The sequence below is a fragment of the Aquimarina sp. genome (assembly GCF_977115655.1).
Window position 1 is genome coordinate 64,205 of sequence record NZ_CDSBKO010000016.1, and the last position, 16,811, is coordinate 81,015.

Annotated in this window: 16 protein-coding genes; 14 read left to right on the plus strand and 2 right to left on the minus strand. The window is 32.2% G+C overall.

What is annotated here, in order from left to right; all coding sequences use genetic code 11:
* Positions 1-68: 68 nt before the first annotated feature.
* The 13 genes from ACZIYX_RS09020 (at position 69) to ACZIYX_RS09080 (ending at position 13,789) form a co-directional block, all read left to right on the plus strand.
* Positions 69-569: a F0F1 ATP synthase subunit B gene (locus tag ACZIYX_RS09020; RefSeq protein WP_462681892.1), complete on the plus strand. Its 501-nt coding sequence runs from the start codon at positions 69-71 to the stop codon at positions 567-569.
* Positions 570-574: 5 nt separating this feature from the next.
* Complete coding sequence (gene atpH, locus ACZIYX_RS09025; RefSeq protein WP_462681893.1) at positions 575-1,102, plus strand: ATP synthase F1 subunit delta; 528 nt, start codon at positions 575-577, stop codon at positions 1,100-1,102.
* A 5-nt stretch (positions 1,103-1,107) separates the two neighbouring features.
* On the plus strand, positions 1,108-2,637 hold the full coding sequence (locus ACZIYX_RS09030) for a hypothetical protein (protein WP_462681894.1): 1,530 nt from the start codon (positions 1,108-1,110) through the stop codon (positions 2,635-2,637).
* A 50-nt stretch (positions 2,638-2,687) separates the two neighbouring features.
* Complete coding sequence (gene atpA, locus ACZIYX_RS09035; RefSeq protein ID WP_462681895.1) at positions 2,688-4,268, plus strand: F0F1 ATP synthase subunit alpha; 1,581 nt, start codon at positions 2,688-2,690, stop codon at positions 4,266-4,268.
* A gap of 383 nt (positions 4,269-4,651) precedes the next feature.
* On the plus strand, positions 4,652-5,512 hold the full coding sequence (atpG, locus tag ACZIYX_RS09040; RefSeq protein WP_462681896.1) for an ATP synthase F1 subunit gamma: 861 nt from the start codon (positions 4,652-4,654) through the stop codon (positions 5,510-5,512).
* Between the two features lie 928 nt (positions 5,513-6,440).
* Positions 6,441-6,632, plus strand: coding sequence for a hypothetical protein (locus ACZIYX_RS09045; RefSeq protein WP_462681897.1), 192 nt, complete (start codon positions 6,441-6,443; stop codon positions 6,630-6,632).
* Positions 6,633-6,836: 204 nt separating this feature from the next.
* Complete coding sequence (locus tag ACZIYX_RS09050) at positions 6,837-7,337, plus strand: hypothetical protein (protein WP_462681898.1); 501 nt, start codon at positions 6,837-6,839, stop codon at positions 7,335-7,337.
* A 33-nt stretch (positions 7,338-7,370) separates the two neighbouring features.
* A complete protein-coding gene (locus ACZIYX_RS09055; protein ID WP_462681899.1) occupies positions 7,371-8,825 on the plus strand; it encodes an oligosaccharide flippase family protein in 1,455 nt (484 codons plus the stop codon).
* Between the two features lie 67 nt (positions 8,826-8,892).
* Positions 8,893-9,327 carry a dUTP diphosphatase gene (gene dut / locus ACZIYX_RS09060; RefSeq protein WP_462681900.1) on the plus strand — a complete coding sequence of 145 codons (435 nt, stop codon included), beginning with the start codon at positions 8,893-8,895 and terminating at the stop codon, positions 9,325-9,327.
* 27 nt (positions 9,328-9,354) lie between these two features.
* A complete protein-coding gene (locus ACZIYX_RS09065; RefSeq protein ID WP_462681901.1) occupies positions 9,355-10,371 on the plus strand; it encodes a sugar nucleotidyltransferase in 1,017 nt (338 codons plus the stop codon).
* 37 nt (positions 10,372-10,408) lie between these two features.
* Positions 10,409-11,782 (plus strand): tetratricopeptide repeat protein, encoded by a 1,374-nt coding sequence (locus ACZIYX_RS09070; RefSeq protein ID WP_462681902.1) that lies wholly within the window; start codon positions 10,409-10,411, stop codon positions 11,780-11,782.
* A 7-nt stretch (positions 11,783-11,789) separates the two neighbouring features.
* The gene (lolB1, locus tag ACZIYX_RS09075; RefSeq protein ID WP_462681903.1) at positions 11,790-12,563 is read left to right on the plus strand and encodes a lipoprotein insertase outer membrane protein LolB1; all 774 of its coding nucleotides are present in this window, start codon (positions 11,790-11,792) and stop codon (positions 12,561-12,563) included.
* Positions 12,560-13,789 carry a murein hydrolase activator EnvC family protein gene (locus tag ACZIYX_RS09080; RefSeq protein WP_462681904.1) on the plus strand — a complete coding sequence of 410 codons (1,230 nt, stop codon included), beginning with the start codon at positions 12,560-12,562 and terminating at the stop codon, positions 13,787-13,789. Before lolB1 ends, ACZIYX_RS09080 begins: the two co-directional genes overlap by 4 nt.
* Before the next feature lie 8 nt (positions 13,790-13,797).
* On the opposite strand, the gene ACZIYX_RS09085 is transcribed toward ACZIYX_RS09080, so the two are convergent.
* Together ACZIYX_RS09085 and ACZIYX_RS09090 are read right to left on the minus strand one after the other, a co-directional pair.
* A complete protein-coding gene (locus ACZIYX_RS09085; protein WP_462681905.1) occupies positions 13,798-14,307 on the minus strand; it encodes an acyl-CoA thioesterase in 510 nt (169 codons plus the stop codon).
* 235 nt (positions 14,308-14,542) lie between these two features.
* Complete coding sequence (locus ACZIYX_RS09090; RefSeq protein WP_462681906.1) at positions 14,543-15,514, minus strand: HU domain-containing protein; 972 nt, start codon at positions 15,512-15,514, stop codon at positions 14,543-14,545.
* 167 nt (positions 15,515-15,681) lie between these two features.
* Here ACZIYX_RS09090 and dprA point away from each other — a divergent pair, with 167 nt between their 5' ends.
* Positions 15,682-16,785: a DNA-processing protein DprA gene (gene dprA, locus ACZIYX_RS09095; RefSeq protein ID WP_462681907.1), complete on the plus strand. Its 1,104-nt coding sequence runs from the start codon at positions 15,682-15,684 to the stop codon at positions 16,783-16,785.
* Positions 16,786-16,811: the final 26 nt, after the last annotated feature.

Sequence of the window (16,811 nt, forward strand, 5' to 3'; positions counted from 1 at the left end):
ACGGTTGGTTACAGTTGTTGTTATTAGATTTTTTAAATTAAACAATAAAGAAAAAAATATAATTAATAATGGAGAAGTTAATAAATGATTTTTCATTCGGTCTGTTTTTCTGGCAGATTTTAATCTTTGTAGGTTTACTATTATTATTAAGAAAGTTTGCTTGGAAACCAATTCTTGATGCAGTAACTAATCGCGAGGAAGGAATTAAAAATGCATTAGAGTCTGCTGAGAAAGCAAGAAAAGAAATGCAAAACCTGCAAGCAGATAACGAACGAATCTTAAACGAAGCAAGAGCAGAGCGTGATGGAATGCTTAAAGAAGCAAGACAACTTAAAGAAAACATCATTAGCGAAGCAAAATCTGAAGCTCAAACCGAAGCCGATAAAATTGTAGCACAAGCACAAGCAACAATAGCAAGCGAGAAAAAAGCAGCAATTGCCGAGTTAAAAAATCAAGTGGCAGAACTTTCTATAGAGATCGCTGAAAAAGTAGTGAGAAAAGAATTATCTAGCAAAGACAAACAATTAGAATTAGTAGAGTCTATGTTGGGAGATGTTACTTTAAACTAAATTAAATGAGTAGAGCAGCAATACGTTATGCTAAAGCAGTTTTGAGTTTAGCTCAGGATAAAAATGCTACCGAGGATATTCAAAAAGATATGCAAAGTATTATCGCTACAGTTAATGGTAGTGCCGAGTTAAGAATGGTGTTAAACAGTCCGCTGATTAATGGAGAACTTAAACTTGCTGCATTACGCGAGATATTTAAAAATACCAGAGGTATCTCACAAAAACTTTTTGAGGTATTAATCGAAAATAAAAGAGTAGCTTTACTGGCAGATGTTGCTAAACAATATATTGCTTTGTTTGATAAGTTAAATAATACTCAAGTAGCAAGAGTAATCACAGCAGTACCATTGGATGAAGCATTAAGCGCAAAAGTTTTGTCTAAGATAAAAGAACTAACAGGAAATGAAGCTACTATACAAAATACCATAGACGAAAGTATTATTGGTGGCTTTATATTAAGAGTAGGAGATTTGCAATATAATGCTAGTATAGCAAATAAGCTTACTAACTTAAGAAGAGAATTAAGTAATTAAATTATATGAACACCTCTAAAATATTAATATTATTAGGAATCTTAACTTTTGTTTTTTCAGCTTCGGCTCAAAAAATTAAAATAAAGAAAGGTGTTATTCTTATTGATAAGGTGGAAATACCTATTAAAGTTGAATCAGAGTATATAACAACAAAAGGAGGAATTATTGGTGATTTTCACCATATTCTTACTTTTTCTGATGTTTCGACATCTAATGTATTTGTAATAGTAGAGCACATAGGAAAAATGATGTCTCCTAATGGTGTAAAAGAAACATGGTTAGAGATTTCTGATCCAAGTAAAGAAAAAACAAATAGTGTTGATCTTGATAGAAAATTTGGTGGTGGAAAAAAAGGAATAGTAAATCATTTGATGAATAAGTATCAATTTTTCACAATTGAAGGAACAGTAAATCAAAATAAGATTACAGAATTTTTTAATACAACAACAGAAAGTAAAGCTAAGGCAAAAGCAAATAAGGGGAAAGCTAAACAAAAAGAAGCTGATGATAGGGTAAGCAAAATAGAACCTTTTGTTAAAAATGACTTGACAACTATTGTATCAGGAGGAAGAATGGGGACAGAAGTAATAGGAACTGTAAATGCTCCGGATAAATATCACGACACAAGAACTACGCCAATCAAAATATATGATTTGGATAATAATTTAATTGCTACGGCCACTACTGATATTTTATCTCCTGTTACTGTATCTTTGATAAATAGTTCTGTTTTTGATTACAAAAACAGAACCCAATTAAATGGAGGTATAAGCAATCAATATTTTCTTACAGAATTAGTAGAAAATATTGTTGCTAAGGGATATGTACTAGGTAATCAAATCAATGAAGGAAAAAAAATAGCATATCAAGAGAAAAAAGAAGAACAAGCTATTCAATATGAAAAGGATAAAGATGATTATGAAACAAGAAAAAGAAACTCTTTAAATATTTATGATAAGAAGGGATATATTATCGATGAAGATGATAAAAAATGGGAAGGTAAAATAGGAATTGCGTTTGAAGAAATTAAGAAACCAAATGATCCTTCCGATCCTTTTGATGGTCCTGGCATGGTTGAAGTAGGACATACTTATGGAAATGGTGTAGGATTGAAATATATTAATGAAAAAGGTAAGGAAAAGTATAAATCTTTTGCATCTAAAAAAAGAATTCGTTTTTGTGTTATCAATGAGGATCAAACCGAAACATGTTACCTGGGAGCAAAAATGAAGAATAAAGGATTAGAATTGGTTGACGGAGCTTTATCTTCTCTTAGTTTTGATACTTCTTTGTATTATGAAATAATATCAGAAAATGATAAGACAGTAGTAGTGCGGGATGTTGTTGAAAATAAATACGGAATATTGAGAAAAGACCAAAAAAAAGGGTTTCAATTTAATGCAGGTAATGCAGAAAAAAACAATACAGGGCTTTCAGAATATCTAGGAAAAGAATTAAATGAAGAACTGAAGAATTTAGATTATACAAAAGTAGAATCAGCAATTAAGGTTGCGGAATTTTATATAAAGGACTAATTAATTTTTATAACAACTCTTGTAAATAATCAAGAGAAATAATAATAGTTATGGCAGAAGTGAATCCTGCTGAAGTATCAGCAATATTAAAACAACAATTATCTGGATTTGAAGCAACAGCTTCATTAGAAGAGGTAGGAACAGTATTACAAATAGGAGATGGTATCGCTCGTGTATACGGATTATCTAATGCTCAATATGGAGAATTAGTGCAGTTCGAATCTGGATTAGAAGGTATTGTACTTAACCTTGAAGAAGATAATGTTGGGGTAGTACTTTTAGGTTCTTCTACAGAAGTAAAAGAGGGCGCAACGGTAAAGCGTACACAACGTATTGCATCTATAAATGTAGGAGAAGGAATCGTAGGTCGTGTTGTAGACACACTAGGAGCCCCTATCGACGGTAAAGGTGCAATCGAAGGAGAAACTTTCGAAATGCCATTAGAGCGTAAAGCTCCTGGAGTAATTTTTCGTCAACCGGTAACAGAACCTTTACAAACAGGTATTAAATCTATTGATGCAATGGTACCAGTAGGTAGAGGACAACGTGAGTTGGTGATCGGTGACCGTCAAACAGGTAAAACAACGGTTTGTATCGATACTATCCTAAACCAAAAAGAATTTTATGATGCTGGAGAACCAGTATATTGTATATATGTAGCAATAGGGCAAAAAGCATCTACAGTTGCATTAATAGCAAAAGTATTAGAAGATAAAGGAGCAATGGCATATACAACTATTGTAGCAGCTAATGCTTCAGATCCTGCGCCAATGCAGGTGTATGCCCCATTTGCTGGTGCAGCTATCGGAGAATATTTTAGAGATACAGGTCGTCCTGCTTTGATTATCTATGATGATTTATCAAAACAAGCAGTAGCATATCGTGAGGTATCTTTATTATTACGTCGTCCACCAGGTCGTGAAGCATACCCTGGAGATGTTTTTTATCTTCACTCTAGGTTATTAGAGCGTGCTGCAAAAGTAATTGCAGATGATACAATTGCTAAAGATATGAATGACCTTCCGGATTCTTTAAAAGATAAAGTAAAAGGAGGAGGATCGTTAACTGCATTACCTATTATTGAAACACAGGCAGGTGACGTCTCTGCATATATCCCTACAAACGTAATCTCGATTACCGATGGTCAGATATTCTTAACGTCAGATTTATTTAACTCTGGTGTCCGTCCGGCAATTAACGTAGGTATCTCTGTATCTCGTGTAGGTGGAAATGCACAGATTAAATCAATGAAAAAAGTAGCAGGTACCTTAAAATTAGATCAAGCACAGTTTCGTGAATTAGAAGCTTTTGCTAAGTTTGGTTCTGATTTGGATGCTGCAACACTTAATGTAATCGAAAAAGGAAAACGTAACGTAGAGATTCTTAAGCAAGCACAAAATGACCCATATACTGTAGAAGATCAGATTGCGATAATCTATGCTGGTTCTAAGAACTTATTAAGAGATGTGCCTGTAAATAAAATAAAAGAATTTGAAAGTGATTATATAGAATATCTTAATGCAAAGCATAGAGATACTTTAGATACTTTAAAAGCAGGAAAATTAACGGACGAGGTAATCGATGTTTTAATTCTGGCTTGTAAAGAAATTTCAGCAAAATATAAAAATTAGTTCAGAGTCTTAAGTTAAAAGTTATGAGCGGGTTGAGCAATAGTACTATTCAAAATAAAAGTTTTGAATTAGCATGAGATATTGTTCGTTTTGCTCAGCTTTTAAAGAAAAAGAAAGAATATGGGATTGCATCTCAAGTCTTAAGATCTGGATATAAGAGTTAATGCTCGCGAAACACAACCAAGTGTTGTATTAAAGATTTTAAAAATAAGTTTGGAATAGCCTTAAAGGAGGCAATGAAACCCAATTTTGGCTTTTATTGAAGAGACCATTATGGAAATTCCAAACGATTTATTGAGTAAATGTGATGAGTTAATAAGAAATTTAGTGAAAATTATTAAAAACTCTTAACTCATCACACATAACTCATAACTTGTAATAAAATGGCAAACTTAAAAGAATTACGTAGTAGAATTACCTCTGTATCTTCAACAATGCAAATTACCAGTGCTATGAAAATGGTATCTGCAGCAAAGTTGAATAAAGCACAGATGGCTATTACTGCAATGCGTCCTTATGCAGACAAACTTACAGAGCTATTACAAAGCTTAAGCGCTTCTTTAGACGGGGATAGTGCAAGTGCGTATGCAGAAGACAGGGAAGTTAACAAAGTATTAGTTGTAGCAATTGCTTCTAATCGTGGTTTGGCAGGTGCTTTTAATACAAATATTATTAAAGCATCCAGAGACTTATATCAAAATACTTATGCCGGTAAACAAGTTGATTTTGTTACTATTGGTAAAAAAGTTAATGATGTAGTTTCAAAAACACATACCGTTGTAGCTAATAAAAGCCACGTATATGACGATCTTACTTTTGCTAATGTAGCTATAATTGCAGAAGAGCTAATGAAATTGTTTACCAATAAATCTTACGATAAGATCGTTGTTGTGTACAATAAATTCAGAAATGCAGCTTCTCAGGACGTGACTACAGAACAGTTTTTACCTATTGTACCTGTAGCAGGCAAAGAGAATGTAAATTTGGATTATATTTTTGAGCCATCAAAAGAAGAAATTGTAGAACAACTAATTCCCAAGTCACTTAAAACACAATTGTATAAAGCAATAAGGGATTCATTTGCCTCTGAGCATGGTGCACGTATGACAGCAATGCATAAAGCTACAGACAACGCTACAGAGCTTAGAAACGCTCTTAAGTTATCGTATAACAAAGCAAGACAAGCATCTATTACTAATGAAATCTTAGAAATCGTTGGTGGAGCAGAAGCTTTGAATAACTAATATTCTATTTATGTTATTCCAGTACAGGCTGGAATCCATATACTATAAAAAAGAAGGTGTTTGAATTTTCAAACACCTTCTTTTTTATAGTGATTTTTTTAATTAATATGAGTTCGGGATAAGGATTAACCAATTCTTTGTAGGATACCCGTCCACTACAGCTATGCTTGATACCAGATCAAGTCTGGCACAAGCTTTTTGCCTTGAATACTTAAAAAATAAATTCAATTTCTATACGTACTATTTCAAAGTTAAAATGGTATAAGTTCTGGATATAGAAAGAAATTGGGTAATGCAAGTATATCTGTTAATTTCGAAGGCCATCAATTGTTTAATGAATTAAGTGAGTTTAATATAAAACAAAAGGAATCTCTCTTTTTGATCAACTCCAAATTTCATTTTAACTGGGAAATCAATAAAAAAACAAGATGGTTTCGTATATAGAAAACTCAAATTCTAATGCTAACATATCGGATCTTTATAAAAATTATATAAATAAGGGTTACAGGAGTTTTTCAAGAGGGACAGGAGAATTTAATCAGCTTAATTCTAAAAGAGTATTTTTGGGGTATAATCTGGGTAACTTTGGAGATCGATTCATGGCAAACATATCATTGTCCTACAGTAAAGACAATGATTTTTTATTTAATTCAATATTAACTCAAAACTTTGTGCAAACCACAAAGTTGATTATTCCAAATAGAGAGTTCTATATTGCAAATGCTGGTTTAGATCGATATCTAAGATTCATAAAAATAATATTAAGATTAATTTTCGTATTCACAAACAGAGTTTAAAAACATAGTAAACAGTAAAGATTTAAGATCTGTAGAAAATCAAAATTATAAATATGGACTAGAAATAAGGTCTGGCTTTAGAGGGATTTTTAATTATCATTTTGGTACATCATGGAATACAAATCAAAACAATGATAGAAAATATAGCAACACAAAATACATCTTTTTTTGATTTATCATTTGTCTTGAGTTCTAGATTTAATATGCAATTACAATCTGAACGCTATTATTTTAATAATTTAGAAAATGATAATGACACCTACTATTTTATGGATTTTGAGATAAATTACAAACCTAAAATAAGGATTTTAATTTTTCTTTGATCGGTAATAATTTATTAAACACAGAAATTATTTAATAAGTGACACTAATATTTCGAGTACTGAATATAGGCTTTTGCGTAGATATTTATTGCTTAAAGTAAGTTATCGATTCTAAGCGGTTCAATTTTATATATCTTTAGTAAAAAAAAGATATAGTCTTTACCTTTGGTACTTATTTTGTTTCTAATACAAAAATCTTAAGCAATGATAAATTTGAATAGAGTATATAAATCTGCAAGTCTTTTGCTTGTGCTTGTAATTTGCATACAATGTGCAAGCAGTCAACAAATAGATAAGAAAAACCCAGTGGAAATTAAAGATGCATATTTTCAAAAATGGGTCTCAGGAGTAGAAGGAGGAGGTTCTGGTTTTATGGTCTGTGTAGAAGTTAATGAAATAACAGATGTGAAATTAGAATACGTATATTTTAAAGGTAAAAAGATAAAACTGGACCATAAATCGACTGAATTGGTGTATGTAGGACATTATTCTGTAGTTTCAAAAAGACCAGAATTAATTATGAGTGATAACCCAAAAGAAGAATTCAAAAATAAACTTCCTGATGTAGAAGAAAAAATACCCTTTACATTAAAAGAAAACGAATGCATGGTAAGCTACATTAAAAATGGAAAAAAAGGACTTTTTAAACTAGATAATATGATAGAAAGGGAAATGGAGGCATATCCAATGCAGAGGAGACAATAAAATTGTATTTTTACAGTCTTAAGCATATTATCATTGAGCATATTTCAAAAACTTTTTAAACAAACTTTTATATACGGACTGGCAACAGTGTTGCCACGTATGCTGTCTTTTTTATTGGTAATTGTCCATACCAAATATCTGGATGGAGCGGTTACTTACGGAAAAGTTTCTATTTTATTTTCTTGGATATTGGTTTTCAATGTACTGCTATCTTATGGTATGGAAACTTCTTTTTTCAGGTTTTTAAACATAAACCAATATAAAAATAAGGTAACCAGTACTACTGCAATTTCAATAATTGGATCTACTTTAATTTTTGCAATCCTGTCTTTTTTATTTCAGGATTTTATTTCAACGCTTATAGGTATAGAAACCGGGTTTTTAACATACGTGATTGTGATTTTGATCTTAGATACGCTTGTTATTATTCCTTTTGCAAGTATAAGAGCTCAAGAAAGACCTATTCGATATTCTGTAATAAAAATTATCAATGTGATAATTTACACAGTATTTAATCTGTTTTTTCTTATTTTTTTAAAAGGTTTGTCAGAAAAAATAGAATGGTTTCAGATACTATATAAAGAGGATTTTCAAATACAGTATATTTTTATATCCAATGTCATTGCTAGTGGATTTACACTAATAGTAATGTTACCATTTTATATTAAGATTCAGTACAGACTTGATAAAGAATTATGGAAAAAAATGATGGCTTATGGAACTCCGATTCTAATTTCGGGCTTGGCATTTGCTATTAACGAACATTTTGATAAAATTTTGCTGGAATGGATATTAGGAAAAGAGAAAGGATTATTTGAGTCCGGAGCCTATTCAGCATGCTATAAACTAGCTTTGTTTATGACATTATTTGCTACAGCATTTAGGATGGGGATTGAACCTTTCTTTTTTAGCCATGCCAAAGATAAAAATGCACCAAAAACGTATGCAACTATAACTCAATATTTTGTAATTTTTGGAACTTTAATTTTAATTATTGTAATTACATTTTCAGATTTTTTGAAAGAAATAATGATCAAAAAATCAGAATATTGGGATGCAATGATGGTGGTGCCTGTCATTTTACTGGCTAACCTGTGCTTAGGGATTTATCATAACCTGTCTGTTTGGTATAAAATTACCGACAAAACCAAATTTGGAGCTTATATCTCTATTTTTGGAGCTATAATCACTTTATCTTTAAATTTTATATTGATCCCAAAATATAGTTATGTGGGATCAGCCATTGCAACGTTGGCAGCATACGGATCTATGATGGTTTTATCTTGGTATTTTGGCAAAAAATATTACCCTGTTCCCTACAATCTAAAAAAGATAGGAATGTACCTTGTACTCTCTATTGGTTTTTCGATAATATCATTTTATGTGTTTGACAGTAATTATATGATTTCTATCCCGTTATTACTTGTGTTTTTAGTAATTTTGTATGCCTCAGAAAAGAAAGAATTAAAACAGATATTGAAAAAATAAACAACAAGTATTCACTATATCAACCAAAGTTTAAAGATAACACCATTAAGAGATAAGATATATTAAAATGCAAATAAAAATTATTAACCAGTCCTCGCATGATTTACCTAATTATGAAACCATTGCTTCTGCAGGAATGGATTTAAGAGCAAACATAAAAGATCCAATAACATTAAAGCCTTTGGAACGCACTATCATAAAAACAGGTCTTTTTATAGAGTTGCCTATAGGATATGAAGCGCAAGTTCGTCCACGTAGTGGATTAGCAGCAAAAAATGGAATTACCGTACTTAATGCACCAGGAACTATCGATGCAGATTACAGAGGAGAAATAGGAGTGATTTTAGTAAATCTTTCTAATGAAAACTTTACTATTGAGAATGGAGAACGAGTAGCGCAAATGGTAATTGCAAAACATGAGCGGGCAGAGTGGTTGCCAGTATTAGAACTATCAGAAACTTCCAGAGGAGAAGGAGGATTTGGCAGTACAGGAGTTAAATAAAAATATCAATCATAACAAACAAACTATATGAGAATTATTGTACCTATGGCAGGAAGAGGTTCCAGATTAAGACCTCATACCCTTACCGTTCCAAAACCTTTAATTCCCGTTGCAGGAAAACCCATTGTACACAGACTGGTATCAGACATTGCTAAGGTATTAGGAGAACCTATTGAAGAAATTGCATTTGTGTTGGGGGATCCGGCCTTTTTTGGTGATGATGTTGTTGAAAGCCTAACAGAATTGGCCGAAAGCCTTGGAGCAAAAGCTTCTATTTACAGACAAGACCAGCCATTAGGAACGGGTCACGCTATTATGTGTGCCAAAGAATCCCTTTCTGGACCAGCAGTTATTGCTTATGCAGATACTTTGATTCGTGCAGATTTTAATCTCGATAAAGATGCAGATTCTGTAATTTGGGTGAAGGAAGTAGAACAGCCTGAAGCATACGGAGTTGTAAAGCTTAATGATAAAAATCAAATCATAGAACTGGTAGAAAAACCTAAAATGTTTGTGTCCAACTTAGCAGTGATTGGTATTTATTATTTTAAAGATGTTGCTGTCCTTAAAAATGAATTACAATATGTTCTGGATAATAATATTATTAATGGTGGAGAGTACCAAATTAATGATGGGATCAAAAGAATGATGAGTAATGGCAAAGTTTTTGTGCCCGGCCAGGTAAAAGAATGGATGGATTGTGGTAATAAAAATGTTACAGTAGAAACTAACAGCAGGATGCTTGGGTTTTTAGAAAAAGATGGAGAGCAGTTGGTTAGTAATACAATAATTAAGGAAAACTCTACGGTTATTGCGCCTTGTTATGTAGGAGAAGGAGTAGTGTTAAAAAATGCAATCATTGGACCTAATGTTTCTATAGGAAAAGGGTGCACTATTGAAAATACTACTATTAAAAATAGTTTGGTTCAAACCAAAACTATTATAAAAAATGCTAACTTAGACAATGCAATGATTGGTAACAATGCTGTTTATGACGGAAACTTCACAACAGTTAGTATTGGAGACTATTCTATTTTAGAATAATTTTGAACATAGTCGGGTAGTATAAACTTTATTTTTTATGAATAATAATTGGAAACATATATGCATTTTGTGCCTGTTCTTGGAGGTAGGCTATATTCCTGCTTTTTCTCAGGATATAGAACCTAAACAAGATGTAAATGTGGATGATCTTGGAGATGTTTCTGATGAATTTCAAGAAAACTTTTTTGAAGCTCTAAAACAAAAAGCAATTACTAATTATGATAAGGCAATTGAAGCTTTAGAAAAATGTGTAGAAATTGATCCGGATTCTAAATATTTGTATTTAGAGTTGGGTAAAAACTATCTTGAACTGAAATCTTATCAAAAAGCAGAGGATAATTTAAAAAAAGTATTAGAAGATAACCCCAACGATAAATTTGTTTTAGAACTTTTGTTTGAAACGTATTTTCAACAGCATAAGTATAAAGAGTCTATTGTAGTAGCCGAAAAACTAGCAGGTTTTAATTCTATGTTTAAAGAGCAATTGGCAAATCTGTATTTTCTTGAAAAACGCTATAATGATGCTTTAGCTACTCTGGATCAATTAGATGATGAATATGGTGTTGACAAATATCGGTCAGAGTTGAGAAAGCGAATTTCTTCAAAAATAACCAATCCGGATAGCCAGATAAACAGATTAGAGAAGAAAATAAACGAGAAGCCAAAAGAAGAACAAAATTATCTTAACCTTATCTACCTATATAGTAAAAACAATCAAAAAGAAAAGGCTTTTGAAACAGCTAAAGTGCTTTTGAAAGGAAACCCTGAATCCGAGCTTGCACATTTGGCTTTATATAAATTCTATTTAGAAGAAAACAATATAGAAGAGGCAACTAATTCTGTGAAAGTAGTTTTACTAAGTGATAAAATAGAGGAAGAACCTAAATATAAGGTGATTAATGATTTTTTACTTTTTATCGATAAAAATCCACAGTATGAACCTCAATTATTAAGCATTGTATCATTACTCTCTGATAATGAAAACAATCAAAGTATTTTTACAGAACTAGGACATTATTACTACAAAAAAGACCATAAAGAGCAAGCACTTAATTTTTATGAAAGAAGTATAAAAAATAACATCAATGATTTTGCGTTGTTAAAAAGGATTTTATTATTACAACTGGATTTAAAAAGATACGAAAAAGCAGAAACAGGTAGTGAGCTGGCTATAGAATTGTATCCGGCACAACCAATTTTTTATTTGATAAACGGGGTATCTTCTTTGTATCTCCAAAAAGCAGAAAAAGCTATTGAAATTCTTACAACGGGTATTGATTATGTAATAGAAGATCCAAAGATGGAATCGGATTTTTATAAACAAATAAGTACTGCTTATCAAAAACTTGGGGATACTACAAAAGCTTCAGAATATCAACAAAAAGTAAATCAACTTCAGAAAAAATCATAAATAGCCAATGAACAAAAGATGGTATCTATTGTGTTTTTTTTTAATTGTATTCAATTCCTGTAAAGGTACTAAAGTGGTAAATGAGTCCAGAGTAAAAAAACTAAACGTAGAAAAAGTAATTGCCAATCATTATAACAGATCTTTTAATTTTGAAACACTTAATGCCAGAATAAAAGTTAATTATGATAATGGCAAGCAATCCTTTAGCCCTAATGCGTCCCTTCGTATAGAAAAGGATAAAACTATATGGTTAAGCGTAAAAATGCTGGGGATTACATTGGCAAAAGCATTAATTACCCCAGAGAAAGTAAGCTACTATGAGAAAATAGAAAATACTTATTTTGAAGGAGATTTTAAACTATTAAGTAAATGGTTGGGTACCGATCTGGACTATGATAAAATACAGCAATTGCTTTTGGGACAATCCTTGTTTAATTTAAGAGAGGATAAATATGAAGTAGCTATTGCAGACAGAACATACCAGTTACGACCCAAAAAAGAGCTGGAACTTTTTGAACGTTTATTTTTATTGCGGCCAGATACTTTTAAAATGGCATCTCAACAGCTAAAACAACCAGTCGAAAACAGGATATTAAATATTAATTATCAAAGCTATCAAACAGTAGGAAATCAGGATTTTCCTAAGGAGATTTACATTGAAGCTTTGCAGGAAAAAGAAAAAACAATAATTGAGATAGAGTATAAAACGGTAGATTACAACACCAAGGTAAGTTTTCCGTTTACAATACCATCAGGATATAAGCAAGTCACCATTCAATGAGATTTTCAAAAACCATATATTTTATAGTTTTATTATTTGTTTGTTTCCCTTCTTTTTCTCAAAGCACAAAACAACAACAGCTTGAAGAAGAACGACAACGACTTAGAGAAGAGATTGAGCAAATGAAACAGCTGCGTGCAGATAATAAGCTTAAAGAGCGATCAGTTCTGGATGAAGTAGAAACAATAAATTCGCAAATAAACACCAGAAAAAATTTAATAAAAATCACCAACCAACAAGCAAATTTGTTAACCAGAGAAATTAATGTAAATCTTAAAAAAATAAGTATATACCGTAAAGAATTGGCTATTCTTAAAGAAGATTATGCAAAAATGGTTTCTAAGTCTTATAAAAGCAAATCCCATCAAAGCAGAATTATGTTTCTTCTTTCTTCATCCAATTTTGCACAAGCCTATAAGCGATTACAGTATATGAAACAGTATAATGAACATCGCAAAAAACAAGCAGATCAAATTGAAAGTAATACCAAAGAATTACAAGTCTTGAATACAGATCTTTCCAGACAGAAAAAAGATAAGGATTTATTGATTGAACAAAACCGTGAAGCGCAGGAAAAACTAGATGAAGAGAAGAAAGAACAGCAAATTTTGATGGCTTCTATTCGAAAAAAAGAAGGAGTTTACACCAAACAAATTAAAGAAAAACAACAACAGGCTGATGCTATTGATAAAGCAATTGAAAAATTGATAAGAGAAGCAATTGCAAAAGCAAATAAAGAAACAGGTAAAAAAGCAACAAACAAAGGATCTGAAACCACATTTGCCTTAACAGCAGAGGCAAAAATATTAGCAGATAACTTTACTTCTAACAAAGGTAAGTTGCCCTGGCCGGTAGGAACAGGAAAAGTAACCAAAAAATTTGGTCGCCAGCCACACCCTACACTGCCTAACATACAGATTAATAGCAGTGGAGTAGAAATAGAAACAAGATCCGGAGAAAAAGCCAGAGCAATTTTTGAAGGAGAAGTCATAGCAATTCAAAAATTAAAAGGAGCAAGCAGGCTTGTACAAATAAGACACGGTAATTTTATTACTACCTACTATAATATTGAAAATATTACGGTTGCAGAAGGACAAAAAGTCTCTACGAAACAATCGATTGGCGAAGTTCGTACAAATCCCACAACCGGTAGAGCGATCATGAAATTCCTAATCTACCAAAATGCAACCCGATTAAATCCACAAAGCTGGATTTACAAAATGTGAAGATAGTCTTATATAAACAATGCCTTTAGCTCAGTAGCATCTTCAGGCTTCATTTTACCTGCAAGTACTAAGCTTAATTGTTTTCGTCTTAGGGCAGCGTCATATCGCTTTTTTTCCAACTCTGTTTCTGGTACAATAGAGGGTACTACTACTGGATTACCACTTTCGTTTACGGCAACAAAAGTATAAATAGCTTCATTTGCCTTGGTTTTTTCACCACTTTGGCGGTCTTCTACCCAAACATCAATAATAACTTCCATAGAGGTGTTAAAAGCCCTCGAAACTTTGGCTTCTACAGTAACTACGCTCCCTAAAGGAATTGCTCTGTTAAAAGCCACATGATTTACAGAAGCAGTCACTACAATTCTCCTGGAATGTCTGCCGGCAGCAATTCCTGCAGCACGATCCATTCGAGCCAATAATTCGCCCCCAAAAAGGTTGTTAAGAGGATTGGTTTCTCCTGGCAAAACAAGATCGGTAAGAATAGTTCGTGATTCTGAAGGGTGTCTGACTTCCATACAAATTTTTAATTTTTTGCAAAGATATAAGGTAATACCGTAACAAGAAAATTAGTTACCCGGTATTTAGCGTTTTGATATAAAGTAGGATCTCTGGTATTGGTTTTGGGTTCTGTACTAAGATTTATAAAAACATAATAAGTACTGTATAAAACAAAAATATAATCCTTTTTGAATTTCTTGTCAAAACAAAATACTTTGGAATTGTGTACAGAGACTCCTACAGCTTGTTAATTTATTCTTGCGCCAACAACCAGGCTTTTGGGTTTTGTTGCTGTTTAATTTTGTTTAAAGCCTGCAATGCCTGTGATCGATCTTTATAAGTTTCATAGACCACTTGATGCAATCCGTATTTATTTAAACCAATAATACGTGATTCAAAACCTTGAATTTTAAGCTCCTGTACTTTTTTCTCTGCATTAGAGATAATCCTGAAAGCACCAGCAACAACATGAAATTTTCCTAAAACCTTTTTTGTTGAAGGCACAAAAGAAGTGGTGTTTTCTTTTATTATATTAAGATTAATAGCGGGTAATGGATTCGAAATTTCAAAAGTAGCTTCCTGTATTTTATTTTCTATTTCTTGATTGGCCTTTTGCCATTCTTTATTATTATAACTTATATTAGTGTCGCTAACTTTTTTAAGACCAAAAAAACCTCCAATTCCCAATACAATTGTTGCAACTGCTGCATATTGTAAATATGGGCGTTCGCGACGTTTTTCGGGTGTAAAAGTAAGAGGAACAACTTTTTCAATAGCTTCAACTTCTTTTTTGTAAACTTCGCGTTTTATAGCAGGAGAAGCAAAGGATTGTAGTCCAAAAGCTTCTGTAAGGTAGTTTACCTCTTGTATAGGATCGAACTGTAAGGTATTTTCTACCGAAGTATAAAAAACACCTATTTTGTTTAGTTCAACACGTTGTCCGTGACTCATTTTCTCGTTAAGAGAAAGTACATATCTTTGGATTTTGGCAAGAGCATCTGTGTACGTTATTTTTTCTGCAGAAGCTATATAATTTGCTAATAAACCATCATTGCTTTGCAATTGACTATTAAAAGAAATTAGTTTTTGAGGAGGAAAAAAAGTGTTGGTGCTTTCTTGAATCGTAGCTGGTTGGCGTCTTGTCAAAAAGGCACCAAACCCAGGCAGGATTATACATTCATATCGGTATAATAATTCGCTTATATATGTAGCTATGGTATTCATTTCCCCTTGTTAAAAAAATTTTTTAATGGTCAATTATGAGTATTGGTTTGACCCTTTTTAAGATGTTACAAAGGTATAAAAAAATGAACCCTCTTTAAACTCTAAGCATTGATTTTATTAACATCTACTATTTTTTTTGTTTCTTGCGCTGACTAACAAATTATTACATGGATATTAAAAACTTTTTGGCCTTGCTTACTCTTAAAAAAGCTGTAAATCTTGGAGATAGTTCTATCAAAAAATTAATACGAGAGGTTGGTAGTGCCGAAGAAGTTTTAAAAGAAAAACCTGGAAATCTTCTTAAGATTGATGGTATAGGAAAAATGAAAATTAAAGATATTTATAATTCTTCTCATTATAAAGCTGCAGAAAATGAACTAAAATTTGTCGAAGAAAATTCGATAAACTGTTTGGTTTATGATGAAGCAGAATATCCTGAAAAATTAAAACATTGTATAGATAGTCCTGTAGTTATGTTTGGTTCGGGAAATATAGATCTTAAAAACAAAAAAATAGTAAGCATTGTTGGTACAAGACAAGTTACAAGCTATGGTATACAGTTTTGCGAAGAGCTTATAGAAACATTAGCGCCAATAAACCCTGTAATTGTTTCTGGTTTTGCTTATGGTGTGGATATTACAGCGCAGCGTGCAGCAGTAAAGCATGGGTTACAAACTATTGGTTGTTTGGCACATGGTCTAAATCAGATTTATCCTAAAGCACACAAAAAATACGTATCCCAAATTGAAGAAAATGGAGGGTTTTTTACTGATTTTTGGAGCACAGACACTTTTGACCGCAATAATTTTTTGGGACGTAACAGAATAATTGCGGGGCTTAGCGAAGCTACAATTGTAATTGAAAGTGCAGATAAAGGGGGATCATTGGTTACTGCAGACATAGCCAATTCGTACAATCGGGATGTATTTGCTGTGCCGGGCAGAGCGTATGATCCTTATAGTAAAGGTTGTAATATGTTGATTAAAACACAAAAAGCCCACATGCTTACCAGCGCAGCCGATCTAATCTATATGCTTAATTGGGAGCTTGACCAAAAAGAGAAACCTGTTGTGCAAAAAAAACTATTTGTCGAGTTGGATGAGCAGGAAAAAAAGATATATAATTTTTTAAACGTTAATGGTAAAGAGATATTAGATATTATTGCTTTACAGTGCGATATACCTATTTTTAAAGTCGCTTCTGTTTTGCTTAATATGGAACTTAAGGGTGTTGTAAAACCTTTGCCAGGTAAATTATTCGAAGCAGTTTAGAAGCGTATACTGTTTGAGTTTTTTAA